At 61.2% G+C, this 22118-nt stretch carries 18 protein-coding genes; 9 read left to right on the top strand and 9 right to left on the bottom strand.

Annotation, left to right across the window (positions count from 1 at the left end; all coding sequences use genetic code 11):
• Positions 1–2 precede the first annotated feature (2 nt).
• From mobB to moaA, 4 genes are all read right to left on the bottom strand, one after another.
• Positions 3–521: a molybdopterin-guanine dinucleotide biosynthesis protein B gene (gene mobB / locus A6U87_RS24620; protein WP_065693948.1), complete on the bottom strand. Its 519-nt coding sequence runs from the start codon at positions 519–521 to the stop codon at positions 3–5.
• Positions 521–1153 carry a molybdenum cofactor guanylyltransferase MobA gene (mobA, locus tag A6U87_RS24615; protein WP_065693947.1) on the bottom strand — a complete coding sequence of 211 codons (633 nt, stop codon included), beginning with the start codon at positions 1151–1153 and terminating at the stop codon, positions 521–523. Before mobA ends, mobB begins: the two co-directional genes overlap by 1 nt.
• 7 nt (positions 1154–1160) lie before the next feature.
• Positions 1161–2069, bottom strand: coding sequence for a DMT family transporter (locus A6U87_RS24610; protein ID WP_065693946.1), 909 nt, complete (start codon positions 2067–2069; stop codon positions 1161–1163).
• 202 nt (positions 2070–2271) lie between these two features.
• Complete coding sequence (gene moaA / locus A6U87_RS24605; protein ID WP_065693945.1) at positions 2272–3318, bottom strand: GTP 3',8-cyclase MoaA; 1047 nt, start codon at positions 3316–3318, stop codon at positions 2272–2274.
• A 134-nt stretch (positions 3319–3452) separates the two neighbouring features.
• Between moaA and A6U87_RS24600 the strand changes: the two genes are divergently transcribed.
• Both A6U87_RS24600 and A6U87_RS24595 read left to right on the top strand, forming a co-directional pair.
• Entirely contained in the window at positions 3453–3827 is a 375-nt protein-coding gene (locus A6U87_RS24600; RefSeq protein WP_065694098.1) for a gamma-butyrobetaine hydroxylase-like domain-containing protein, read from the top strand.
• Positions 3828–3854: 27 nt separating this feature from the next.
• On the top strand, positions 3855–5045 hold the full coding sequence (locus tag A6U87_RS24595; RefSeq protein WP_065693944.1) for a low temperature requirement protein A: 1191 nt from the start codon (positions 3855–3857) through the stop codon (positions 5043–5045).
• Position 5046: 1 nt separating this feature from the next.
• Here the strand turns inward: A6U87_RS24595 and A6U87_RS24590 are convergent, their stop codons facing one another.
• The gene (locus A6U87_RS24590) at positions 5047–5514 is read right to left on the bottom strand and encodes a MarR family winged helix-turn-helix transcriptional regulator (protein ID WP_065693943.1); all 468 of its coding nucleotides are present in this window, start codon (positions 5512–5514) and stop codon (positions 5047–5049) included.
• Positions 5515–5559: 45 nt separating this feature from the next.
• Here A6U87_RS24590 and A6U87_RS24585 point away from each other — a divergent pair, with 45 nt between their 5' ends.
• Together A6U87_RS24585 and A6U87_RS24580 are read left to right on the top strand one after the other, a co-directional pair.
• Positions 5560–6504 (top strand): alpha/beta hydrolase, encoded by a 945-nt coding sequence (locus A6U87_RS24585; RefSeq protein WP_065693942.1) that lies wholly within the window; start codon positions 5560–5562, stop codon positions 6502–6504.
• A 50-nt stretch (positions 6505–6554) separates the two neighbouring features.
• Entirely contained in the window at positions 6555–7166 is a 612-nt protein-coding gene (locus A6U87_RS24580) for a pyridoxamine 5'-phosphate oxidase family protein (RefSeq protein ID WP_065693941.1), read from the top strand.
• Between the two features lie 34 nt (positions 7167–7200).
• On the opposite strand, the gene A6U87_RS24575 is transcribed toward A6U87_RS24580, so the two are convergent.
• Positions 7201–8268 carry a GGDEF domain-containing protein gene (locus A6U87_RS24575; protein WP_065693940.1) on the bottom strand — a complete coding sequence of 356 codons (1068 nt, stop codon included), beginning with the start codon at positions 8266–8268 and terminating at the stop codon, positions 7201–7203.
• Positions 8269–8617: 349 nt separating this feature from the next.
• Between A6U87_RS24575 and A6U87_RS24570 the strand changes: the two genes are divergently transcribed.
• Positions 8618–8833, top strand: a complete 216-nt coding sequence (locus tag A6U87_RS24570; RefSeq protein ID WP_065693939.1) for a hypothetical protein — start codon at positions 8618–8620, stop codon at positions 8831–8833.
• Between the two features lie 7 nt (positions 8834–8840).
• On the opposite strand, the gene A6U87_RS24565 is transcribed toward A6U87_RS24570, so the two are convergent.
• Positions 8841–10448: a fumarate hydratase gene (locus tag A6U87_RS24565; protein WP_065693938.1), complete on the bottom strand. Its 1608-nt coding sequence runs from the start codon at positions 10446–10448 to the stop codon at positions 8841–8843.
• Between the two features lie 171 nt (positions 10449–10619).
• Positions 10620–12011, bottom strand: coding sequence for a class II fumarate hydratase (fumC, locus tag A6U87_RS24560; protein ID WP_065693937.1), 1392 nt, complete (start codon positions 12009–12011; stop codon positions 10620–10622).
• Between the two features lie 395 nt (positions 12012–12406).
• Between fumC and A6U87_RS24555 the strand changes: the two genes are divergently transcribed.
• Both A6U87_RS24555 and A6U87_RS24550 read left to right on the top strand, forming a co-directional pair.
• Positions 12407–14281, top strand: a complete 1875-nt coding sequence (locus A6U87_RS24555) for a murein L,D-transpeptidase (RefSeq protein ID WP_065693936.1) — start codon at positions 12407–12409, stop codon at positions 14279–14281.
• A 247-nt stretch (positions 14282–14528) separates the two neighbouring features.
• On the top strand, positions 14529–16022 hold the full coding sequence (locus A6U87_RS24550) for an esterase-like activity of phytase family protein (protein ID WP_065693935.1): 1494 nt from the start codon (positions 14529–14531) through the stop codon (positions 16020–16022).
• Positions 16023–16058: 36 nt separating this feature from the next.
• On the opposite strand, the gene recG is transcribed toward A6U87_RS24550, so the two are convergent.
• Positions 16059–18164: an ATP-dependent DNA helicase RecG gene (recG, locus tag A6U87_RS24545; protein WP_065693934.1), complete on the bottom strand. Its 2106-nt coding sequence runs from the start codon at positions 18162–18164 to the stop codon at positions 16059–16061.
• A 91-nt stretch (positions 18165–18255) separates the two neighbouring features.
• Here recG and A6U87_RS24540 point away from each other — a divergent pair, with 91 nt between their 5' ends.
• Positions 18256–18567 carry a succinate dehydrogenase assembly factor 2 gene (locus A6U87_RS24540; protein WP_065693933.1) on the top strand — a complete coding sequence of 104 codons (312 nt, stop codon included), beginning with the start codon at positions 18256–18258 and terminating at the stop codon, positions 18565–18567.
• Positions 18564–22070, top strand: a complete 3507-nt coding sequence (gene mfd / locus A6U87_RS24535) for a transcription-repair coupling factor (protein ID WP_065693932.1) — start codon at positions 18564–18566, stop codon at positions 22068–22070. Before A6U87_RS24540 ends, mfd begins: the two co-directional genes overlap by 4 nt.
• The last annotated feature ends 48 nt before the right edge of the window (positions 22071–22118 follow it).

The following is a 22118-nucleotide window of genomic DNA, read 5'->3' as shown; positions in this document are numbered from 1 at the left end:
TTTCATGTCTGCGGCTGCAGTCCAACCGTCGTGGCGATGAAATCGGCGATGGCGATCGTGTCGTCCAGGTTGAATACGGGCAGGGTGGCTGCCTCGACTGTGTGGTCGGCCGCGATCGCCACGATATGGGGATCAGTGGGCGCCAGCGGCTCCCGGTTTGTCGATTCAAGGCGCCGCGCCTCGATCTTCGGGATTGGTTCGCGCTTGTAGCCCTCGATCAGCACGAGGTCGCAAGGCGCGATGCGGCCGAGGATCTCCTCGAACGTCGGTTCCGGCGCGCCGCGCAGTTCGTGCATGATTGCGTAGCGCGTGCCGGATACGATCGTGACTTCGTGAGCGCCGGCCTGCCGATGGCGGTAGCTATCGGCGCCGACCTTGTCGATATCGAAGTCGTGATGGGCATGTTTGATGGTCGAGATGCGATAGCCGCGTCGCGTGAATTCCTCGACGAGCCGGACAGCCAGTCCGGTCTTTCCCGAATTCTTCCAGCCGGCAATGCCGAATATCCTGGGTGCGGTCATCAGGCGAGAGCCTTCAGCCAGCGCTCGGCCTCGGCGAGGTCGTCAGGCGTGTTGACGTTGAAGAACGGATCGAGAAGGCTCGCCCGTGTCGGACGCAGCGGAAAGGAAACTTCCGTAACGTCATGCCGTAAGAGGAAGTCGCGGACGCGACGTTTCTCATCGGTGGCGATCCAGGACTCGAGATCGCCGGCAAGCGAGACGGGCCAGAGGCCGAACACCGGATGGCTGCGGCTTTCCGAGGTTGCAATGGCGATCTTTTCGGGCGCGTCGATCGCCGCTGCCAGCCAGTCGACGAGATCGCCAGGAAAGAAGGGGCTGTCGACGGAGACGGTGACGACGTGGGTGACAGCAGCCAGAGTGGCGCCGTAAACCATGGCGGCGTGGATGCCGGCCATAGGGCCCGCCTTGCCGGGCACGATATCGGGCACGAAGAGGCGGCTGCAATTTTTCGGCGTCACGTCGGCATTGACGGCCACGGTGCTCACCTGCGGCGCAAGCTGTTCGATCACTCGGTCCAGCAGCGTTCGATCGCCAAGCGCGACGGATGCCTTGTCCCGGCCCATGCGCGATGAGCGACCGCCCGCCAGGACGACCCCGGGAATGTTGGACCTGTTCATCGCGAATTTATTCATGACTGCCTCAGACGGGTGTTCTCGGTTCGGATTCCTGGGCCAACGGTGCCACGTGGCGCTTGCCCTCACGATAGAATGTATAGAGGCCCGAGGCGATAACGACTGCTGCGCCGATCAAAGTCCAGAGATCGGGGATTTCGGCGAAGAATACGAAGCCCAGCAGGGCCGAGAAGATGAGGCCGGTATAGCGAAGGGGCGCCACGAAGGAGATCTCTCCCGTTCTCATCGCCAGAATGACGGACTGGTAGCCGATGAGGACGAGGATCGCCGCCAGCACGATATGGGAGAATGACGTCGCATTGACCGGTCTCCAGCCCCCAAGAAAAGGTGTGAGCAGGGCGCCGCATATCGCGACCGAAACGGCTGTCACTACCGTGATCATCAGCGCGGGTATTTCCGGATCGATGCCACGCGTCGCTAGGTCGCGGCCGGCCGTGACCAGTACGCTTGCCACGCACAGCAGGGCGGCGATCGTGAAGCCTTCGGCCCCCGGTCGGATGATGATCAGCACGCCCAGAAGACCGATGAGGATGGCCGACCAGCGCCGCCAGCCGACAGGCTCGCCGAAGAAGAGGGCCGCTCCGAAGGTGACCACGAGCGGCAGCGATTGCAGGATGGCGGATGCGTTGGCGATCGGCATCATGCCAAGGGCGGTAATGTAAGTCACCGCTGCGAGAATTTCGCAAACAACGCGTAGCAGCACCATCGGCTTCAGGATGACGCGCCATGAGCGCAGTGCCTTCATCTGCCGCGCGATCAGGTAGATGACGACACTCGTGATCAGTCCGCGCAGGCACATGATCTGCCCGGCGTTCATCTGTGTAATGACCGATTTGGAAAGGGCGTCGCTCGAGGAGAAACCGGCCATGGCCGAAGTCATATAGATGGCGCCCTGGGTATTGCGAGACCGCGGCATAAAGACATTCCGATTCTTGTGCGCCCCTTTTAAAGGCGAACCGGAAGCAAGGGAATCAGCAGGAAGACACAGCGGGCAAAATTCGATTGTGCAATGCAACCATTATGTGCGCTTGCAGCATGGGCGGTTTCGTCGACTGGATGGTGGTGGGATCGCTCACAAGCCGGTCATCAGCGCTTATGTGGAGTTGCCTATGGCACTGTCACCCGCCGGTGACGCTCATATGGCGAGCCACGGCCGGGCGGTTGTGGGTCCGGTCGATAATAAAATCATGCCCCTTGGGCTTTCGCGTGATGGCCTCATCGATCGCGGCATAGAGCAGCCCGTCGTCCTGCGTGGCGCGCAAGGTGGAGCGGAGGTCAGCGGCGTCGTTCTGGCCGAGGCACATGTAGAGAGTGCCGGTGCATGTCAGACGGACGCGGTTGCAGCTTTCGCAGAAATTGTGCGTCATCGGGGTAATGAAGCCGAGGCGGCCGCCGGTCTCCTTGACCTCGACGTAGCGTGCGGGGCCGCCCGTGCGGTAACCGATATCGCTGAAGCTGAACTCCTGTTCGAGATCGGCGCGCAGCTTGGAGAGCGGCAGGTAGCGATCCGTACGATCCTCTTCGATCTCGCCCATCGGCATGGTCTCGATGACCGTGAGGTCCATGCCTCGTCCGTGCGCGAAGCGGATCATCTCCGGCATTTCGACGTCGTTGAAATCCTTGAGGGCGACTGCGTTCAGCTTGACCTTCAGCCCGGCCCTCTGCGCGGCGTCGATGCCCTCCATTACCTTGTGGAAGTCACCCCAGCGGGTGATCTGGCGAAACTTTTCCGGGTCGAGCGTATCGAGGGAAACGTTGATGCGACGAACGCCGCAATCGAAGAGTTCATCAGCAAAGCGCGACAGCTGCGAGCCGTTGGTGGTCAGCGTCAGCTCATCGAGGCCGGAGCCGATCTGCTTGCCGAGTTCGCGCACCAGATACATGATGTTCTTGCGCACCAGCGGTTCGCCACCGGTCAGCCGCAGCTTGCGGACACCCTTCGCGATGAAGGCAGAACAGAGCCGGTTCAGCTCTTCGAGCGTGAGCAGGTCCTTCTTCGGCAGAAAGTTCATGTTTTCCGCCATGCAATAGGTGCAGCGGAAATCGCAGCGATCGGTCACGGAGACGCGCAAATAGGTGACCGCCCGCTGGAACGGATCGACCATCGGTCGCGCATCCGATACCAGCGGCGTGGCATTGCCTATCGTTCCGACCTTGCTGTTCACCACTGCCTCCGCATTCTTCTATATGTGCGTATATGCCATTGCCGCGTCAAGGGAAACGCCGCCCAGACAACGTAAATTGAGCTTGCCTCCGAAAGCCTCATTGCCTACTCCTCGACATGAAGAGGATTGCGACCATGGGCGACATCTGGCCAACTGAACTCAGGGTATCGAAGGACCGGCAGCGTCTGGTCGTCACGTTCAACGACGAGCGCAGTTTCGAGCTCTCGGCGGAGATGCTGCGGGTGCTTTCGCCATCGGCGGAAGTGCAGGGACACGGACCGGGACAGAAGGTGACCGTGCCCGGCAAGCGCAATGTCGCGATCATTTCAATGATGCCGACCGGCAATTACGCCGTGCGCATCGGCTTCGACGACATGCACGATACCGGCATCTATACCTGGACCTATCTGCGCGAACTCGGTGAGCGCGGCGATGAACTGTTCGCCGCCTACGAAGGAGAGTTGCGTGAGAAGGGCATGAACCGGGATACGTCCGAGAAACCGCGCTGAGAGAAAACGGCAAGAAGAGGGGAACGAATGGCTGCGACTAGGCAACGAAACTGGCTGCGCGTGAAGGGTAGTCCCGGCGGCAGCAGAGTGAGCTTCCTCGAGCTGTTCTTCGATCTGGTTTTCGTTTTCTCGATCTCGCAGCTGTCGCATGCCCTCGCGGCTCACTACACGCCGCTTGGTGCGCTCGAGGCCGGGCTGATGACGTTTGCTGTCTGGTGGGTGTGGATTTTCACAGCCTGGGTGACCAACTGGCTCGATCCCGAGAAGATGCCGGTTCGTGGCATGCTCGTGGTGCTCATGCTGCTCGGGCTCGTGCTCTCGGCGTCGATCCCCGAGGCTTTCGGCGACAAGGGGTTGCTGTTTGCCGGGGCCTATGTGCTGATGCAGGTCGGGCGCTCCCTGTTTGCCGTTTTTGCGATGAAGGGCGTCAGCGCCTCCAACTATCGCAACTTCATCCGCATCAGTGTCTGGCTTGGGGTGGCAGGTGTCTTCTGGATTGCTGGCGGCCTATTGGAGCATGAGGCCCGTCTGGTCGCCTGGCTGATTGCTCTGGCCATCGAGTATGCAGGTCCGGCCTCCGGATTCTTCGTTCCGGGGCTCGGCAAGTCGACGACCGCGGATTGGGATGTCTCGGGCGCCCACATAGCCGAGCGTAGCGCGCTGTTCGTCATTATCTGCCTCGGCGAGGCGATCCTGGTTGCCGGGCGCACTTTCTCAGAGCTGCCTTTCTCGCCCCTGACGGCCGTTGTTTTTCTAACGGGATTTGTCGCGACGGTCGGCATGTGGTGGCTCTACTTCCGGTTCGGTCATGAACGGGCTGCGCATCGTATCGAGCATGACGAGACGCCCGGCAGCATTGCTCGCCAGGCTTTCACTTATGCGCATATTCCGATCTTGGCAGGCATCATCGTCCATGCCGTGTCCGTGGAGTTCATGTTCTCCCATCCGCACGAGGTGGGCGATCTGGGCATCGTCGCGTCCGTGCTCGGCGGCGTCGGATTGTTCCTGGCGGGCAATCTGTGGTTCAAGGGAGCAACCAGCGGCAGGCCGCCGCTCTCGCATATCGGCGGTCTCGTGCTGCTGATCCTGCTCGCCTTCGTTGCTCCATTCACCGAGATCTACGTGATGGGGATGCTGTCGACTGCGGTGCTGCTTATCGTGGCCGCCTGGGAATATCGGTCGCTATCCGGCCAGGCTGTGGCGCACACGCTGCACTAGGTCAGTCGTCGTCTCGCAGCTCCTTTTGCAGGACGCCGATGATCCGTTCCATCGACGCGGCCATTGCCATGCATTGGTCGACGGGCTCCGGTGAGAGCACGCGCTCGATCAGGTCCGTCTGGATGACCATGGCGCGTTCGGTCACGCTGCGACCGTCGGGCGTCAGGAAAAGCCGCAGCACGCGCTTATCGCTGTCGTCGTTCCGGCGCTCTATCAGGCCACGTTTTTCCATCTGAGGCAGCAGCATGCTCATGTTGGAGCGCCCGACCAGCAATTTGCGGGCAAGTTCCTGCTGGGAGATACCTTCGAAACGGTAGAGGTTGATCAGGATATCGAGATGCGGCGTCTTGATATCGAGATCGGCCAGCGCGCGACCCAGCGACTGCTGCATCAGCTGGCAGGCCCTGCCAACGGCAATCCAGCTGCGAAAACGCGGATGATCCCAGGGAAGGAGTTGATTTTTGTTCATCGTTGTACTTTATTGTTCAGTGTTGAACATTATTGGATTCCCACTATGGCAAACTTTGCATTGAAGGTCACCCGCCTCGGATTCTCCCTGTTGCAATCCGTGTCGCCGCCGCTGGCGGGCAATGCAGCTTTCCGGCTCTTCTGCCGCACGCCATCGAAACGGCCGAAGGGCGAGAAGGCCCGAGCGGCCCACGCCGACGGCCAAAAGGCGCTCGCCGGGACGGAGCGGTTTGACCTGCGTCTGCCGGACGGCGCGCATGCCTACGCCTATCGCTTTAACGGCGGTGCTGTCGGCATGCGCAAGCGCTATCTCATGGTGCATGGCTGGGGATCGAGCATCGATTATATGGCGGGTCTTGTGACCGCGCTTGCGGCGACCGGCGCGGAAGTCATCGCTGTCGATCTACCCGGTCACGGGCGGGCTACCGGGCGGTCTCTCCACATGGGGCAGGCGGTGAACGCGATCCGGGCAGCCGAAATTCGCTTCGGATCGTTCGATGCGGTGGTTGGTCATTCATTCGGCGGAGCAGCCTCGATGGTCGGTGCTGCCGGCTTGTTGCCCGATGTCCCGGCCGTTCTGCCCGATCGGCTTGTGCTTATCGGATCCCCGAGCGAAATGCAGTGGCTCTTCAAAGGGTTCGGCAAAATGATCGGATTGGGCCGTGCCAGCCAGTCGGTGCTGGAGCGCAAGGTTCATGATGTCACCGGACGGCGACTGGAGGATTTCGACGCCGGCAAGGCCGTCGGCGAGATCCGGCGTCCGGTGCTCGTGGTTCACGCGGAAGACGACAAGGAAGTGAGCGCAAGCCACGCGCGCCGCTACGCTGCCTTCGGGCAGACCGTTCGCTTGCATTGGGCGAACGGGCTTGGGCATCGCCGCATCGTGAACGCCGCGCCCGTGATCGATACCATCCTCGATTTCCTTCGTGAAAGCGACTTTGAGGCGGAAGCCGAGATTATTCCACTTCCCACACGGCGGGCGTCATCGTAGCGTCATGTTAGGCGGCTAATTGCCGACCTGTTGCATAGCGCGGAACGGCCATGAAAATCATCAGGACAGTCGAAGAACTGAGTGCGATCTATGCCGGCGGCTTGACCCAGGCATCGGTGGCGAAAGTCACGAAGCAGCTGACACCGCTCTACAGGCAGATGATCGAAGCCTCGCCGTTCGTGGCGCTGGCAACAGTCGGACCGGAAGGTCTCGACTGTTCACCGCGCGGCGACATCGGAGGCGTCGTTCGGATCATCGATGACAAGACGTTGCATCTTCCGGATTGGCGCGGGAACAATCGCGTCGATTCACTGTCGAACATCGTGCGTGACCCTCGGCTGGCGTTGATGTTCCTGGTGCCGGGCTCGAACACGACGATGCGCGTCAACGGGCGCGGTGTCGTGCCGAACGACGAGGCACTGCTCGCAAGCTTCGAGATGGATGGAAAGCATCCGCGCACGGTCATCGTCATTACGATCGACGAGGTCTATTTCCAGTGCGCGCGGGCGCTCATCCGGTCCGAGCTGTGGAATGCCGAAAATTTCGTCGACCCGAAGAGTCTGCCAACACCCGGGCTCATGCTGAAAGCCGCCGAGGGCGACTTCGATCACGAGACCTACGATCGGGAATGGGCCGCGCGCGCAGCAAAGACCATGTGGTAGGCGTGTCCGCCGGTCAACGACGCTCTGGGAGCTGCTATCCCTTGTAGATCAGCCAGCTCTTGGTGAATTCCTTCTGCATTCCATCCTCGAAGAGGACGCTGCAGTTGCGACCGGAATTCTTGGCACCGTAAAGTGCAACGTCGGCCTTGTGGTAGAGTTCACCGGCATCCTCCGCAACGGATGCCATGCATGCGCCGACGGAAACCGTGACCGGTCCGTAGTTCACGCGTGTCCGCGAGTTGGTGAACGGAGTTGCTTCAAGTGTCCTGCGGATGCGCTCTGCCGTCAGCATTACCTCCTCGGCTGTGTTGCCTTCGATGATGAGGGCAAATTCCTCACCGCCGGTGCGCGCGACGAAGACATCGCGCCTGACGTTGGCGCGGATGACGGATGCGACGGTCGCCAGGATCTTGTCACCGACCGGGTGACCATAGGTGTCGTTGATCTTCTTGAAGTTGTCGATGTCCGCCAGAACCAGCGCTGTAACCGGCCGCATTGCGGGATTGTTGAAGACGGCGGCGAGGCGATCGTCAAAGGCGCGGCGGTTCGACAAGCGCGTCAGCGAATCCGTATTCGCAATGCGCTTGTATTCGTCCAGTTCCTTGCGAACTTGGTCCATTTCTTGCGAACGCTGCACGACATTCTCGACGGTGCGTTCACCATGCGCCATCGTATCGCCGGTTGCTTCGGTCAACAGCGTGATCGCGTTTTCGATCAGGTCGACGCTGGTATGGCTCTTTGAGCTGATGCGCTTGTAAGTCTCGCCGAGCAACTTGTTGTAGCTTTCAAGCGAGGTCTGTTCCTGGCGCAGTACACGCAGGAGCGTTTCGAGTTCGGCCGCCAGGCGCGTATGGGCGTCGTCGAAAACACGAGCGGGACTGTGGGTGAAGTGCTGGGCGCCGAGCTGGTCGAGTTCTTCCTGGGTCGCCTGGCTGCCGAGCGCGGCGAGGTCGCGGGTCAGTGCCGGGTTCGAGCCGATATAGGCTTCGTAGAAGAGTTCGTAGTTTCGCGGGATGGGAGCCACGCCCATGGAGCGCATGGCAAACGTGATCTGCCCTGCCACGTCTGGGACATGCGCCTTCGGTGCTGCGACCATGGTCATCCCGCTACTCCTCATCAACTCTCAAAAGCAGTCTTTAATTGTTTAGCTTGTAAATCTTGGGAAATGATTAAGGCCGGATATACCAATGATTACATGTGATTTTTACAATGGTTGGTGCATTTACTCGCTATCATCATGATTTTTATTTGAGATTCTTTCAGGGGTACGTATCGCCATACGCCTTGAAGGCGAGTTGTTTTCGAAAAGAATCCAACTTGTCGTTTGGCTGGGCGATTGTCTTCGCCTTGTTGACGATCGGTGTTCATCTCTGGATCTTCTGCGAAAGGCGGCAAGAGAGCACATTCCTTTCCAACGAACCCAACGGGGTTTCAACGGAAAGCATGAGATCATGGAAACGTCTCGCCATTCTTCACCAGTCGTGCTGGTTGCCGCAATGATCGCCGGATCGGCATTTCTCATCCAGCACAACGGCTTCTTCGAAGGTGCGTTTCGCACCGACATCCTCGCCAGCGTGAAGGCGGAGGATGTGCTCACCGCAACCGATCTCGGTGCGATGAGCCATGTTCAGACGGTCGACCGGGCGGCGACCGCATCAATCCACTAGACCCCGATCAGCCGAGGTTGAATTCCTGGAAGAAGTCGTTGCCCTTGTCGTCGGTGACGATGAAAGCCGGGAAGTCTTCGACCTCGATCTTCCAGACAGCTTCCATGCCGAGTTCCGGGTATTCCAGGACTTCGACCTTCTTGATGCAATCCTGCGCGAGGCGCGCGGCCGGACCGCCGATGGAACCGAGGTAGAAGCCGCCGTGCGTCTTGCAGGCCTCGCGCACGGCGCGCGAGCGGTTGCCCTTGGCGAGCATGACCATCGAGCCGCCGAAGGACTGGAACTGGTCGACATAGCTATCCATGCGGCCGGCCGTGGTCGGACCGAAGGAACCGGAGGCGTAGCCTGCCGGCGTCTTTGCCGGGCCGGCATAATAGACCGGGTGGTTCTTCATGTAGTCGGGCATGCCTTCGCCCTTTTCCAGCCGCTCGCGGATCTTGGCGTGGGCGAGGTCGCGCGCGACGATGATGGTGCCGGTCAGCGACAGGCGGGTCTTGACCGGATGCTTGGTGAGTTCTGCAAGTATATCCGCCATCGGCTGGTTGAGATCGATGCGGACCATCGATTCCGACAGCTTCGTCTCGTCGATCTCAGGCATGTACTTCGACGGATCGGTCTCGAGCTGCTCCACGAAGATACCCTCGCGGGTGATCTTGCCCTTGGCCTGACGATCAGCGGAACAGGAAACGCCAAGACCGATCGGCAGTGATGCGCCGTGGCGGGGCAGGCGGATGACGCGGACGTCATGACAGAAATACTTGCCGCCGAACTGTGCGCCGACACCCATCTGCTGCGTCAGCTTGTGGATTTCCTTTTCCATCTCGACATCGCGGAAGGCGTGGCCGCTTTCCGAGCCCTCGGTCGGCAGGTCGTCGAGATAGCGCGTCGAGGCAAGCTTGACGGTCTTCAGGTTCATCTCGGCCGAGGTGCCGCCGATGACGATCGCCAGATGGTAGGGGGGACAGGCTGCCGTGCCGAGGGTCAGGATCTTTTCCTTGAGGAAGTCGATCATCCGGTCGTGCGTCAGCAGCGACGGAGTGCCCTGGTAGAGGAAGGTCTTGTTGGCGGAGCCGCCGCCCTTGGCGACGAAGAGGAAGTTGTAGCTGTCGGTGCCTTCCTCGTAGATGTCGATCTGGGCGGGCAGGTTGTTCTTGGTGTTCTTTTCCTCGAACATTTTGATCGGAGCAAGCTGCGAATAGCGCAGGTTCTTCTTCTCGTAGGCATCCATGACGCCCTTGGCGAGAGCCGAGTAATCCTCGCCCTCGGTCCAGACGCGGCGGCCCTTCTTGCCCATGATGATTGCAGTGCCGGTATCCTGACACATCGGCAGGATACCGCCGGCGGCGATGTTGGCGTTCTTGAGCAGGTCGTAGGCGACGAAACGGTCGTTGTCGGTCGCTTCAGGGTCGTCGAGGATCGAGGCGAGCTGCTTGAGGTGTCCCGGACGCAGCAGATGGTTGATGTCGGCGAATGCAGTCTCGGCCAGCAGGCGGATGCCCTCGGGCTCGACAGTCAGGACGTCCTGCCCCTTGAATGTATCGACAGAGACATAGTCGCTGCTGATCTTGCGGTATTGGGTGGAGTCTTTGCCGAGAGGGAACAGATCATCAGCCATCGAAGGACCTTTCTTGGGGACCGAACGTAAATCGCAGTCGGTCTATTCCCGCACCTTCGCAATTGCAATAATTCTAAAACCTGCATGTTTCAGTCAACAATGCATGCAAAAACACCGCCGCGGTTGCGGCGGTGCCCAATAAGATCGGGTGGCAGAAAGGCGGGGCGAGGCTTACTTGGGGCCGATCATCGTCTCGGGGCGAACGATGGTGTCGTACTCCTCGACGGTTACAAGCCCGCTTGCCAACGCCTCTTCCTTCAGCGTCGTGCCGTTCTTGTGTGCCGTCTTGGCGATCTTGGCCGCGTTGTCGTAGCCGATCTTGGGGGCGAGCGCCGTCACCAGCATCAGCGACCGTTCGAGGCCTACCTTGATGTTGTCCTCACGGGCCTCGATGCCGACCACGCAATTGTCCGTGAAGGACACGGCGGCGTCGCCGAGCAGCTGCACGGACTGCAGGAAATTGTAGGCCATCATCGGATTGTAGACGTTGAGCTCGAAGTGCCCCTGGCTGTCTGCGAAGGTCAATGCGGCGTTGTTGCCGAAGATATGGGCGCAGACCTGCGTCAGGGCTTCGCACTGGGTCGGATTGACCTTGCCGGGCATGATCGAGGAGCCCGGTTCGTTTTCGGGGAGCGCCAGTTCGCCAAGCCCTGCGCGCGGACCCGATCCGAGCAGGCGGATATCGTTGGCGATCTTGAAGAGCGCGGCTGCCGCGGCGTTGATGGCGCCATGGCTGAAGACCATGGAGTCATGGGCGGCCAGCGCCTCGAACTTGTTGGGCGCGGTGACGAATGGCAGGCCGGTGATCCCGGCGATTTCTTCGGCGACATTTTCCGCAAAGCCGATCGGAGCATTGAGACCGGTACCGACCGCAGTGCCGCCCTGCGCGAGTTCGCAAAGGCCGGGCAGGGTCAGTTCGATGCGCTTGATGGCGGAGCCGACCTGGGCGGCATAGCCCGAAAATTCCTGTCCCAGCGTCAGCGGGGTTGCGTCCTGCGTGTGCGTCCGGCCGATCTTGATGATGTGGCTGAACTCTGTGACCTTCATGTCGAGGGCGGCATGCAGGTGGCGAAGGGACGGGAGCAGGTGACGGACAATCTCTTCGGCGCAAGCGATGTGCATGGCGGTCGGGAACGTGTCGTTGGACGACTGACTCATGTTGACGTGGTCGTTGGGATGAACCGGCTTCTTCGACCCCATCACGCCGCCCAGCATCTCGATCGCGCGGTTCGAGATCACCTCGTTCGCGTTCATGTTCGATTGTGTGCCGGATCCCGTTTGCCAGACGACGAGCGGGAAATGCGCGTCGAGCTTCCCGCCGATGACTTCCTGTGCTGCATCGACGATCGCCTTGCCGAGCGCCGGATCAAGCTGGCCGAGCGTCATGTTGGCGCGGGCCGCCGCCTGCTTGACGATGCCGAGTGCGCGTACGATCGAAAGAGGCTGCTTTTCCCAACCGATCTTGAAGTTGCCGAGAGAGCGCTGGGCCTGCGCGCCCCAATATTTGTCGCTCGGTACTTCGATCGGGCCAAATGTATCGGTTTCGGTGCGAGTGGAGGTCATGGCCAAGCCTTTCTTTTGCGATTGCCGAGCAAAGATGTCGTCTTATATGTCTGATATGGTTTCGAGAAAACCGGCTGATGAAAACATGATAGCTATATTCATGTTATCGGCCGCTCCATAAGTGCTTTTTTGGACACGGGTGAGTTTTTATCTATGAGCGGCTTTTTGGCCACTGTGTCGGAACGCAAAAATAAAGTAAAAAATTAACCAATAATTTCATAATTTTGTGTGAACTGCGAGCGGCGCCGGGGTTTGCCGCGTTACTGAAAGTTGAGTTTTCCGAGGCTAGCGGTGGCGTGTGCTTTCTGCCATTTGACCCTTCGGCGCCGTATCGAGTTCTAAACTGGGCTCTGCCCGCGATCGAAGACAGCATGACACTGGGACTGGAAAAAAGCATGACACTCCTTTCGAAAGGTGCGGTATCCGCATTGGCACTTTCTTGCGGCATCGCCGCCATGGGGGCCGCTCCCGCGCATGCCTATACGTTGATGGACATGATCCGTGGTGATCGTGCACGCACGCAGAGCACCCTGATCCGCCCGGCGCCTGTCGCGCCGCCGGCGACCTACGCCGATCCCAGCGCGCCGCTGCCGAAAGTATCTTCGCCGACCTATTATACCTACAAGCCCGATCCGATGCGGTTTGTTGATACCAGCAAGTTCACCGATCCCGTCGTGACCGGCGCTGTTGCCGCCGTCAACGTGTCTGCTGATGCGGCTCCCACCGTGCAGCGTCGCTTCCTGATCGAGGCCAAGGTGCGGGCGCCGGTAGAGGTCGCCAAGGCGCTTGAAGCCTATTACGGCGATGCGAAAAATCCGCTGCTGTGGCTGAGCGGTGCCGACATCAACGATCGCGCCAAGGCTGCCATGGCGGCGCTTGCCGATGCTGGTTCCGTCGGGCTCGATCCCGCCGATTACGCGCTCGAGGTTCCCAACGTCGATCCGTCCAACCCGGACCCATCAGCTCGCGACCGTGCGCTGACGCAATTCGAGCTCGCGCTATCCGCCAAGGTTCTTGCCTATGTGCAGGACACGGTTCGCGGTCGTGTCGACCCGAACAAGCTGTCTGGCTATCACGACTTCGTTCGCAAGACGGTCAACCTGACGCCCGTTCTCAAATTGGCACGCATGAGCCCGGATGTTGCTGCCTACATCACCAGCCGCACGCCCGATGGCCCGCAATTTGCGGCCCTCAAGGCCGAGCTCGCCAAGCTGAAGGGCGAGGGGAGCGCCGAGGCGCCGATCAACATCACCCTGACGGGTCTGCTGCGTCCCGGTGACAACTCGCCGGAAATCCCGAATATCGTCAAGGCAATCAGCAAGCATGGTTCGGCTGCGCTGAAGGCGGAAAACGCCGCGACGCTGGCTGCCTATACCGATGGTACCGACTACTCGCCGGAAATCGTCTCGCTCGTCGAGAGTTTCCAGAAGGAGCGTGGCCTGAAGCCTGACGGCGTCATCGGCCAGGCTACCGTTCGCGTGATGACCGGCGGCGATAGCAACGGCGCGAAGATTGAAAAGCTGGTCGTGGCCATGGAGCAGGCACGCTGGCTGCCGGCCGATCTTGGCTCGCGCTATGTCTTCATCAATCAGCCGGCCTACATGGTCTACTACCACAACGACAACAAGGAACAGCTGTCGATGCGGGTGGTTGTCGGTCAGCCGTCGCACCAGACGTTCTTCTTCCAGGATCAGATCCAGACGGTCGAGTTCAATCCGTTCTGGGGCGTGCCGCAATCGATCATCATCAACGAGATGCTGCCGAAGCTGCGTTCCGATCCGAACTATCTGGATCGCATGGGGTATGAAGTTGCCGTCGGCGGCAGGGCCGTGCCTTCTTCGAGCGTAGACTGGTACGGTTCGACGTCGAATATCTCCGTGCGCCAGCCACCGAGCGGTGACAACGCGCTGGGCGAACTGAAGATCCTGTTCCCGAATGCGCACGCGATCTACATGCACGACACGCCATCGAAGAGCTTCTTCAAGCGTGACATGCGCGCTCTCAGCCACGGCTGCGTACGCCTTGCCGACCCGCGCGCAATGGCCGCTGCCGTCTTGAACACCTCGGTCGAGAAGATCGGCCAGGAGATCGCGACCGGCAAGAACCATGCGGTGCAGGTGCCGCAGAAGTTCCCGATCTACATCGCCTATTTCACGGCATGGCCTGACAAGAACGGCGTGGTGCAGTATTTCGACGACGTCTACGGCCGCGACGCCTATGTCGAGAAAGCCTTCAGCGCGACGTCGAAGGCTCGCGGCGCCCAGATCTGACCTTCAAAGCTGCGCGGCCCTAGGTCGCGCAGCTTTCCCGGCGCCCGCTGCGCCTGCGCCCAGAGCGTGGCTTGTGCCGCCCCGCGCTTAACTGTCATTTCACTATCATAGTCCCGTCCTACATGGAGCGTGGAAGGCTGGAGAGGCCGCAGCCGGACCCGCCGTCACAGATCTGAGTTCTGTGCGTGGTGTGTACGGGGGTCTGTGTACCGGCTGACGTCACGGTATTTTTCCAAAGGACATTACTATGAGCGTTTCATCCTTCGCCAAGGCACGTTTTGTCGTCACGGCGCTTCTTGCATCGGTTGCCTTTACGCCTTTCGCCGCGTTTGCCGACAACACCGTGACGGTCGGTGGCGTCTCTTTCGTCAATCGGGGACTGGTCGCTGTCGGCCGTATCCCGGCCAATCAGCGCGACAAGTTCGGGGAGACCTTCGGTTCCGGCTCCGGCATGGCCATCGATCCGGCCTCGTGGACCAAAGATGGTGATGGCTACAAGGGATCGCTGTGGCTGCTTCCCGACCGTGGCTACAACGCCGCCGGCACCACGGATTACCGTCCGCGCATCAATACCGTTGACATCCTGGTGACGCCGACGGCACCGGGCTCGGTACCGGCTGCCGGCAGGGAGCAGACCGGAGTAGAGGCGAAGCTGGTCGACTCGATGCTGCTTGTCGACGACAAGGGTGGCGACATGACAGGGCTCGATCCGGAAAGCGGCGTTCGTGCTGCAACCGGCGAGTTTCCGCCGCTGCCGCAGGCCAGCAACGGCAAGGTCGCGCTCGACAACGAGGCCATTTTGCGGCTGCCTGATGGCTCGATGTTCATCAGCGACGAATATGGCCCTTACATCTACCACTTCTCGGCGGACGGCAAGCTGATCGCGGCGACGCAACCGCCGAAGGCACTGCTGCCGATGCGCAAGGGCGCGCTGAACTTTGCCTCCAACAATCCGGGCCCCGGCGCTTCGACCCCGGACCCGAAGGATCCGGAGACGGGGCGCCAGAACAACCAAGGCCTTGAAGGCATGGCAATAACGCCCGATGGCAAGTACCTGATCGCGGTGCTGCAGTCGGCAACCCGCCAGGATGGCGGCGATTCCGGCGCGACGCGGCAGAACACTCGTGCGATGGTCTATGATGCAGCCGATCCGGCACATCTGAAGCTCGTTCACGAATACGTCGTGCCGCTGCCAGTCTTCAAGGATGCGAAGGGCAAGACGCTGGTTGCGGCGCAGAGCGAAATCGTCGCGCTTTCCGACAAGGCGTTCCTGATGCTTGCTCGCGACAGCAACAACGGCTTCGGCCTCAAGGGCGATACCTCGCTTTACAGGGCGATCAATGTCGTCGATTTGTCTGCCGCAACCGATATCGCCGGAAGCGAATTCGATGGCGACAAACCAGTCGCGCCGAAGGGGGTGTTGGACCCCAGCGTGATGCCGGCGACGCTGACGTCTCTGATCGACCTCAACGACAGCAAGGAGCTTGCACGCTTTGGCCTGCACAACGGCGCGCCGAACGACCGCAACAACCTGTCCGAAAAGTGGGAAGCGATGTCACTGGCCAGTGCGCTGGATCCGAGCAAGCCTGACGACTACTTCGTATTCGTTGCCAACGACAACGACTTCCTGACCCAGGACGGCTTCCAGGTGGGCTCGGCCTACAAGGCTGAGAACGACGCGAACGTCGATACGACGTTCCAGGTATTCCGCGTGACGCTGCCGGGGATTGCCAAGAGGTAAGCCGCATGGAGGCGGGCGCTTCGAAGCGCCCGCCTGTTAGCCGGCGTGCAGGAAGCGGATCGCCTCGTCGCGTCGGAAGAGGTAGAGCAGGGTCCGTACGGCTTTTCCGCGCTCGCTCGTCAATTCGGGGTCGCGTTCGATCAGATAGGCGCCATCCTTTCTCGCAATTTCCAGCAGGTCCGCATGGGCCTCGAGGCTGGCAATCCGAAAACCGGGTGTTCCGGATTGCCGTGTGCCCAGCAGCTCGCCTTCACCACGCAGCTTCAGGTCTTCCTCGGCGATCCGGAAGCCGTCTTCCGTTTCTCGCATGATCGAGAGCCGGGCATGGCCGGTTTCGCTAAGCGGCCCCTTGTAGAGCAGGATGCAGGTCGATGCCTCATCGCCGCGTCCGACGCGACCGCGCAACTGATGCAGCTGTGCCAGCCCGAAGCGCTCGGCATGTTCGATAACCATGATGGTGGCATCCGGGACATCGACTCCGACCTCGACGACGGTGGTCGCGACGAGCAGGCGAATGTCGCCGTTCTTGAAGGCCATCATGACGGCGTCCTTCTCCGGTCCGCTCATGCGACCGTGGATGAGGCCGATGCCCAGGCCGAGAGCGGAGGCGAGGGTGGCGTGCCGTTCCTCGACCGACATAAGGTCACTCTCTTCGGACTCCTCGACGAGAGGGCAGATCCAATAGGCCTTCTTGCCTTCCGCCAGCGCACTCTTCAGGCGGCCGACGATTTCGCCGACGCGTTCCGTCGGTACGGTGATCGTCTGGATCGGCTTGCGGCCCGCCGGCTTTTCCGTGAGCTTAGAAACATCCATGTCGCCAAAGGCGGCGAGGACAAGCGTTCTCGGAATGGGCGTTGCCGTCATGACCAGCATGTGGGGCGTGATGCCTTTGGCGGTCAGGCGCAGCCGCTGGTGGACGCCGAAGCGGTGTTGTTCATCCACCACGGCCAGCATGAGGTTGTTGTAGCTGACGCTATCCTGGAAAAGTGCATGGGTGCCGATGATGATCTGCGCCTCGCCCGAAGCGATCCGTTCGAGGATCTCGTCGCGCTCGCGGCCCTTGGTGCGGCCGGTCAGGACTTCGATGCCAAGGTTGGCGGCCGCGGCGAACTTGGAGATCGTCGCGTGGTGCTGGCGTGCCAGGATTTCCGTCGGCGCCATCAAGACGGCCTGTCCGCCGCTTTCGATCACCGCAGCCATGGACATCAAGGCCACCAGCGTCTTGCCAGAGCCGACATCGCCCTGCAGCAGCCGCAACATGCGATCGTCGCCCGCCATGTCCTTCAGGATGTCCGCGATCGCCTCGTTCTGGCTGCCGGTCGGGGAAAACGGCAGAGCCTGCAATATCTGGCGGCTGACGGCGCCTGTCGCGTGGACGGGTTTGCCGGCAACTTTGCGCAGACGCTGGCGTACCAGTGCGAGGGATAGCTGTCCCGCCAGAAACTCGTCATAGGCAAGACGGCGGCGAGCGGGCGCCTGCGGATCGATATCGGAGGGATCGCGAGGCTCGTGCAGCATATGGAAGGCGTCGGATATCGACGGCAGACCTTGCTTCTGGGCGAGCGCCAGATCGATCCATTCCGGCAGATCGGGGACCCGCGGCAGCGCGGCCTCGATGATCTTTCGAAGTGTTTTCGGGGAAAGCCCCGCGGTCAGGGGATAGATCGGTTCAACGAGCGGCAGGTTTCCGGCTTCGCTCGTTTTCACGATGTAGTCGGGGTGGACCATCGAGGCGCGGCCGTTGAACCAGTCGATCTTGCCGCTGACGGTTACTTCCTCGTCGATGGGGAGCTGCTTTTCCAGCCATGTCGACTGGCCGCGGAAGAAGACAAGGGTGAGTTCTCCGGTCTCGTCGTGCAGGAAGACGCGGTAGGGAACGTTGCTCTTCCGGTTCGGCGGCGGCTGGTGTCGATCGACGCGGCCGGTGATCGTGACGATGGCTCCCTGCGGCGAGCGGGCGATGCCTGGCTGGTTGCGGCGGTCGATCAGCGAGTGCGGGGCATGGAACAAGAGATCCACGACCCGGCAATCCTCCGGCGTATCGCGGCCGAATAGCTTGGCGAGCAGTTCGGCGATCTTCGGGCCGACGCCGGGCAGGCCGGAAACCGACGAAAACAGGGGATCGAGAATGGCAGGACGCATGGCGGCAAAATGCGACGAACAATGCGGACTTGGCAAGGCTGACAAGCCGCTTTCGAGGGTCTATAGAGGCGCATCAACAGGAAGGTATGCCATGACAGGTGTGACACTCTCGAGCGTCGATCTCGATCCCCGCCGCCGCCGGATTCTGTTCCGTTGCTGGCATCGCGGCATTCGCGAGATGGATCTGGTGTTCGGTCAGTTTGCCGAGAAGGAAATTGCCGGGCTATCGGAAGCTGAACTCGACGAGTTCGAGACGATCATGGCCGAAGAGGACAACGACCTCGTGCGGTGGATCATGGGAACCTGGCCGGTGCCCGAGCGTTTCCAGACACCGATGTTCGAACGGCTCGCTGCCTACAAGCCGGACTTTGAATATCCTGCCGACGCCAGGAACGCGGAATGATCCCAGGTTTAGACGCCAAGAAGCTCGCAGCGCTTGCCGAGCCGCTGACCATCGGCAACGTGCCCGCAGGGCTCGAACCGCTGTTGCTCGCGGATCTTGCGCGCGCCGGCGAACCCGTTGCCTACGTGCTCTCAGATGGCCAGAGAATGGCGGACCTGGAGCAGATGCTTGGCTTTGTGGCGCCCGACATTCCGGTGCTGACGCTGCCCGCATGGGACTGTCTGCCCTATGACCGTGTTTCGCCGAGCGCCGACACGTCGGCCCGTCGCCTTGCGGCGCTGAGCGGGCTCATCGCCCACCAGAAGAAGCCGCATGCGGCGATCGTGCTCGTCACGGTCAACGCGATGCTGCAGAAGGTGGCGCCACAGGACGTGATCGAGAGCCTCGCGTTTTCTGCAAGGCCCGGCAATCAGGTGCGGATGGACGATATTGCCGGACGGCTGGAGCGAAACGGCTTCGACCGGGTGGCGACGGTTCGCGAAGTCGGCGAGTACGCGGTGCGCGGCGGCATCCTCGATGTCTTCGTGCCGGGCTCGGAAGAGCCGGTGCGGCTGGATTTCTTTGGCGATACGCTGGAGAGCGTTCGCAGCTTCGATCCCGCCAGCCAGCGCACGACGGGGCAGGTCCGCTCGCTCGATCTCAACCCGATGAGCGAAGTGACGCTGACGCCGGATACCATTAGCCGCTTCCGCAAGAATTACCTTTCGGCCTTCGGTGCCGCGACGCGCGACGATGCGCTCTATCTCGCCATCTCCGAGGGGCGCCGCTATCCCGGCATGGAGCATTGGCTACCGCTGTTCTACGAACGGCTGGAGACGGTCTTCGATTATCTCAAGGGCTTTCGTCTGGTCACCGACCACACGGTGCGCGAGGCGGCCGAGGAGCGCTCGAAGCTCGTCTTCGACTATTACGACGCGCGCCTCAACTCCGGGCAGACCACAAAAGGCCAGATGGGTCAGGGTACGCCCTACAAGCCCGTGGTGCCCGGTCAGCTCTATCTTGACGGCAAGACCTTCGCGAGCACGCTGGATGCCTTCAATGCGATGCGCATCTCGCCCTTCAACGAGCATGAGGGGGAGGCGCGCCGCGTCGTCAATCTCGATGCGCGCCAGGGTGAGCGCTGGGCCCGTTCGAACGCCGAAGGTGGCGGCAATGCCGAGCGCGTGAACGTCTTTGACGCCGTCGTCAAGCATATCGCTGACAGACGTGCGGGTGGCGCCAAGGTACTGATCACCGCCTGGACGGAAGGGTCGCTGGAACGGCTGCTGCAGGTTCTCAACGAACACGGGCTTGAGCGCGTGAAGCCGATTGCGGCCTTCAAGGAGATCGATGCGCTCGCCAAGGGTGAGGCGGCGGCCGCCGTGTTCAGCCTCGAGTCCGGCTTTGAAGCCGGCAATCTCATCGTCATCGGCGAACAGGACATTCTCGGCGACCGCATGGTGCGCCGCTCCAAGCGCCGCAAGCGAGCCGCGGATTTCATCTCCGAAGTCGCGGGCCTCGACGAGGGGTCGGTCGTTGTTCATGCCCAGCACGGCATCGGGCGCTTCGTGGGCCTCAGAACCATCGAGGCTGCGGGTGCGCAGCATGCCTGCCTCGAGCTGCAATATGCCGACGATGCAAAGCTCTTCCTGCCGGTCGAGAACATCGACCTGTTGTCGCGTTATGGCGGCGAGGGCACGGAAGCGCAGCTCGACAAGCTCGGCGGTGGCGCATGGCAGATGCGCAAGGCCAAGCTCAAGAAGCGCCTGCTCGACATGGCGGACGGCTTGATCCGTATTGCCGCCGAGCGGCTGACGCGACACGCGCCTGTCCTGACCACGCCGGAAGGGCTCTATGACGAGTTCGCGGCACGCTTCCCCTATGACGAGACGGAAGACCAGGATAACGCGATCGAGGCTGTGCGTGGCGATCTTGGGGCCGGACGTCCGATGGATCGACTGGTCTGCGGCGACGTCGGCTTCGGCAAGACCGAGGTTGCGCTTCGTGCTGCTTTCGTGGCTGCCATGAACGGCATTCAGGTCGCTGTCGTCGTACCGACGACGCTGCTCGCCCGCCAGCACTTCAAGACCTTTTCCGAGCGCTTCCGTGGCCTGCCGGTTCGCCTGGCGCAGGCGTCGCGTCTCGTGGGCGCCAAGGAGCTGGCGCTGACGAAGAAGGAAGTGGCCGACGGCAAAACCGATATCGTCGTCGGAACCCATGCGCTGCTTGGAGCCGGCATCAAGTTCGCCAATCTCGGACTTCTGATCATCGACGAAGAGCAGCATTTCGGCGTCAAGCACAAGGAACGGCTGAAGGAGCTGAAGAGCGACGTACACGTTCTGACGCTTTCAGCAACGCCGATCCCGCGCACGCTGCAGCTGGCGATGACGGGGGTTCGCGAGCTTTCGCTGATCACCACGCCGCCGGTCGACCGTATGGCGGTTCGAACCTTCATTTCGCCTTTCGATTCGCTTGTCATCCGCGAGACGCTGATGCGCGAGCATTATCGCGGCGGGCAGAGCTTCTACGTCTGCCCACGGCTGGCCGATCTCGAGGACGTGCATGCGTTCCTGCGCTCCGATGTGCCGGAGCTGAAGGTCGCGGTCGCGCATGGGCAGATGCCCGCGGGCGAACTCGAAGACATCATGAACGCCTTCTACGAGGGCCGCTACGACGTGCTGCTGTCGACGACAATCGTCGAATCCGGCCTCGACGTGCCGACGGCCAATACCTTGATCGTGCATCGCGCAGACATGTTCGGTCTCGCACAACTCTATCAGCTGCGCGGCCGCGTCGGCCGGTCGAAGGTGCGCGCCTTTGCGTTGTTCACGCTGCCGGTCAACAAGGTGCTGACGGCAACGGCCGAGCGGCGTCTCAAGGTGCTGCAGTCGCTCGATACGCTCGGCGCCGGCTTCCAGCTTGCCAGCCACGACCTCGATATTCGTGGTGCCGGCAATTTGCTTGGCGAGGAGCAGTCCGGTCACATCAAGGAAGTCGGCTTCGAACTGTACCAGCAGATGCTGGAAGAGGCGGTTGCCGAGGTGAAGGGCGTCGACGAAATCCAGGATACCGGTTGGTCGCCGCAGATCTCGGTCGGCACCTCGGTCATGATCCCCGACGGTTACGTGCCCGATCTGCATCTGCGCATGGCGCTCTATCGCCGTCTCGGTGAGATCACCGAACTCAAGGAGATCGACGCCTTCGGTGCGGAGATGATCGACCGGTTCGGACCGATGCCGATCGAGGTGCAGCATCTGCTGAAGATCGTCTACGTGAAATCGCTGTGCCGTGCTGCCAATGTCGAGAAGGTGGATGCCGGACCGAAGGGTGTCGTCATCCAGTTCCGCAACAAGGAATTCCCGAACCCGGCAAATCTGGTCGGCTACATCGCCAAGCAGGGCTCGATGGCGAAGATCCGTCCCGACCACAGCGTGTTCCTGACGCGCGATCTGCCGACGCCAGAAAAGCGGCTGCAGGGTGCAGCCGTGATCATGACGCAGCTTGCGGAAATGGCGAAGGGCTAAAACAAATCCGGACGGCAAGCATGAGCTCGCCGTCCGGATTTGAATGCA

This window comes from Rhizobium sp. AC44/96, assembly GCF_001692185.1.
In the GTDB taxonomy this organism is placed as follows: Bacteria; Pseudomonadota; Alphaproteobacteria; order Rhizobiales; family Rhizobiaceae; genus Rhizobium.
Note: the sequence above shows the minus strand (reverse complement) of the source record. Positions and strands in the feature narration are given on the sequence as shown.

Excerpts from the sequence above, each read along its gene's own strand:
- mobB (WP_065693948.1), bottom strand. The coding sequence starts at position 521 with ATGACCGCACCCAGGATATTCGGCATTGCCGGCTGGAAGAATTCGGGA.
- A6U87_RS24575 (WP_065693940.1), bottom strand. The coding sequence starts at position 8,268 with ATGACCATGGTCGCAGCACCGAAGGCGCATGTCCCAGACGTGGCAGGG.
- fumC (WP_065693937.1), bottom strand. The coding sequence starts at position 12,011 with ATGACCTCCACTCGCACCGAAACCGATACATTTGGCCCGATCGAAGTA.
- recG (WP_065693934.1), bottom strand. The coding sequence starts at position 18,164 with ATGCGTCCTGCCATTCTCGATCCCCTGTTTTCGTCGGTTTCCGGCCTG.
- A6U87_RS24555 (WP_065693936.1), top strand. The coding sequence starts at position 12,407 with ATGACACTCCTTTCGAAAGGTGCGGTATCCGCATTGGCACTTTCTTGC.
- A6U87_RS24590 (WP_065693943.1), bottom strand. The coding sequence starts at position 5,514 with ATGAACAAAAATCAACTCCTTCCCTGGGATCATCCGCGTTTTCGCAGC.
- A6U87_RS24540 (WP_065693933.1), top strand. The coding sequence starts at position 18,256 with ATGACAGGTGTGACACTCTCGAGCGTCGATCTCGATCCCCGCCGCCGC.
- A6U87_RS24550 (WP_065693935.1), top strand. The coding sequence starts at position 14,529 with ATGAGCGTTTCATCCTTCGCCAAGGCACGTTTTGTCGTCACGGCGCTT.
- A6U87_RS24565 (WP_065693938.1), bottom strand. The coding sequence starts at position 10,448 with ATGGCTGATGATCTGTTCCCTCTCGGCAAAGACTCCACCCAATACCGC.
- mobA (WP_065693947.1), bottom strand. The coding sequence starts at position 1,153 with ATGAATAAATTCGCGATGAACAGGTCCAACATTCCCGGGGTCGTCCTG.
- A6U87_RS24585 (WP_065693942.1), top strand. The coding sequence starts at position 5,560 with ATGGCAAACTTTGCATTGAAGGTCACCCGCCTCGGATTCTCCCTGTTG.
- A6U87_RS24600 (WP_065694098.1), top strand. The coding sequence starts at position 3,453 with ATGGGCGACATCTGGCCAACTGAACTCAGGGTATCGAAGGACCGGCAG.
- mfd (WP_065693932.1), top strand. The coding sequence starts at position 18,564 with ATGATCCCAGGTTTAGACGCCAAGAAGCTCGCAGCGCTTGCCGAGCCG.
- A6U87_RS24570 (WP_065693939.1), top strand. The coding sequence starts at position 8,618 with ATGGAAACGTCTCGCCATTCTTCACCAGTCGTGCTGGTTGCCGCAATG.
- A6U87_RS24610 (WP_065693946.1), bottom strand. The coding sequence starts at position 2,069 with ATGCCGCGGTCTCGCAATACCCAGGGCGCCATCTATATGACTTCGGCC.
- A6U87_RS24580 (WP_065693941.1), top strand. The coding sequence starts at position 6,555 with ATGAAAATCATCAGGACAGTCGAAGAACTGAGTGCGATCTATGCCGGC.
- A6U87_RS24595 (WP_065693944.1), top strand. The coding sequence starts at position 3,855 with ATGGCTGCGACTAGGCAACGAAACTGGCTGCGCGTGAAGGGTAGTCCC.